The organism is Phormidium sp. CCY1219, from assembly GCF_035615515.1.
GTDB lineage: Bacteria > Cyanobacteriota > Cyanobacteriia > Cyanobacteriales > Laspinemataceae > CCY1219.
Window position 1 is genome coordinate 1 of sequence record NZ_JAJENT010000433.1, and the last position, 2,159, is coordinate 2,159.

A 2,159-nucleotide genomic window follows, 5' to 3' on the forward strand; every position below is an offset into this window, starting at 1 on the left:
CGTACACCGGGAAATGGAGCCTTGTACTTTCTAAAAAAAGGAAGTCCTGTGGGAGTGCTGTTTATGTAAGGGGGGGGGCGAATTCCTCCCCATACATAAATGACAGGGGTTTCCATTCGCCCCCCTTGCCAACCCCTAATTTTCGATGAACCGGAGCGATCGCCCCCTCGGCTGTCCCTATGTGAGAAAAATGTGCCCCCCAACCCTCAATCACAGGCGTTTCACAGCAATGAAACCGCTCATGTATAGAAGCCGCCGCGATCTGCGCCCTCTTATCTTTTCTGGAGTCTGTAGCGGTTCGTGACGGGCAAGAGCAAGGGGGTCGCATCCCTTGAATCCAAATCCCCATCGCCTCCTCTTCTCAGATTCCCGATCGCTGCCAAATCGCGCAAAACCCAGACCCTCGGTCAAAATGCATCCGATTTTTCCACCCCCTCCACCCCCTACCCCCCGCCAAACCGCGATCGTCAATGCCCAACCCGCCAGAGTCCACCAGGGAGCTTGCAGTTTGAGGCAGCTCAAAATACTTGCACCATTCACTCCTTACTATTGAGATGATAAGTCAGTGTGGGCCGTCGGGCTTCACGCACTATTCAGGGTGTCGGCACTCAAACCATCACGGGAGAACTGGATATGTTCAATTCCACTGAAATTTTAATAGATGACTTCGTAAAACAGCTCAAACAAGGCTACCATCGAACCTACGGCGGGCTGAAACCCGACTATGCAGATATCATTGGCTGGGCGGGACACATGGCCCTGGAAAACCTCGCCAACACCGATGCGCTTTACCATAATGTGGAACACACCATCAACGTCACCTTAGTGGGGCAAGAAATTATGCGCGGCAAACACATCCGCGATGGGGGAGTTTCTTGCGAAGATTGGTTGCACTTCATCATTTCGCTAGTCTGCCATGACATCGGCTACGTGAAAGGAGTCTGCAAGCAAGATAGACCGGGTATTTATGCCACAGGGCAAAATGGCGAAACCGTGACATTGGATCCCGGAGCAACTGCAGCCAGCCTGACCCCTTACCGCGTCGATCGGGGCAAACTCTTTGTCGAAGAGCGATTTGGCGGTCACAAACTCATTGATGCCGAACTGATTAAACACAATATCGAACTGACTCGCTTCCCCATGCCCGTTGCCGCCGATCGCCAAGATACCAACAACTTTCCGGGTTTAGTTCGTGCGGCTTCTTTAATCGGACAACTCAGCGATCCGCGCTACTTGAAAAAAGTTAGCGCCCTGTTCTATGAATTTGAAGAAATTGGCATGAATAAAAAACTCGGCTACAGCAATCCCGGGGATTTGCGCGCCAACTATCCCAAGGTTTATTGGAATAGCGTCTATCCCTACATCAAAGATGCCCTACACTACTTAGGACTGACGCAACAAGGCCAGCAAATCATCGCTAACCTCTACGCGAACGTTTTTGTCATCGAACACGATACGCACCAACCCGAGTCTCCCGAATAACCCGATCCTCTCCGCCGGTTGTATATCGCCGGTCAAAACCCACCCCCTGTTTTCCCCCAGCATCGTGGGGGAGATTTGCCGAGGGTGGCATCTGTGCGGATTTGTGACCCTCGTCTCAGCCGCGTTTGGGGCAAAATACTCGTTGGGCGTTTGAGCCAGATCTGAGATTTTGTCTTAAAATGGTAAGGTTGTCAATCACTTAAGGGATTACACTCATGGCGGTTCCAAAGAAAAGAACCTCGAAAACCAAGCGCAATCAGCGCAAAGCAGTTTGGAAGCGCAAGGCAGCCCTGGAAGCTGAGAAAGCGCTTTCTCTAGGGAAGTCCGTTTTGACGGGACGCTCGAAGGGCTTCTTCTATCCTCCCGACGAAGAGGAAGAGGAAGAAGCGTAAACCCACTGGGGTTCGGGGAACAGCGCAGGAGAGTCAGCACCCCCGGCTGAAGCACGGGGGCTTCGTGCCCTCCTGCAACAGGATAGCTGACCAGCTTAAGCCTTAACTGGCTACGTTCAGAGCAAGAGTTAACGTTCCTACCCTGGGATGCGTGCTAGTTCCAGGCTCTAGAACCAAATCGTTAAACACTCCTAAGGGGTTAAGACCGTGCGATTTGGAAAGTACCGACTCTGAACATTAGCGAAGCCAACGTTACGAGCAATCAGAACAGACGCAACAATGTCT

2 protein-coding genes are annotated in these 2,159 nt (G+C 51.9%); both read left to right on the forward strand.

The genetic code is table 11. From position 1 onward, the window contains the following. The first annotated feature begins 633 nt into the window (after positions 1–633). Complete coding sequence (locus tag LKK83_RS10030) at positions 634–1,482, forward strand: Npun_R2479 family HD domain-containing metalloprotein (protein ID WP_324630953.1); 849 nt, start codon at positions 634–636, stop codon at positions 1,480–1,482. Between the two features lie 215 nt (positions 1,483–1,697). After that, positions 1,698–1,874: a 50S ribosomal protein L32 gene (rpmF, locus tag LKK83_RS10035; protein WP_324630954.1), complete on the forward strand. Its 177-nt coding sequence runs from the start codon at positions 1,698–1,700 to the stop codon at positions 1,872–1,874. Positions 1,875–2,159: the final 285 nt, after the last annotated feature.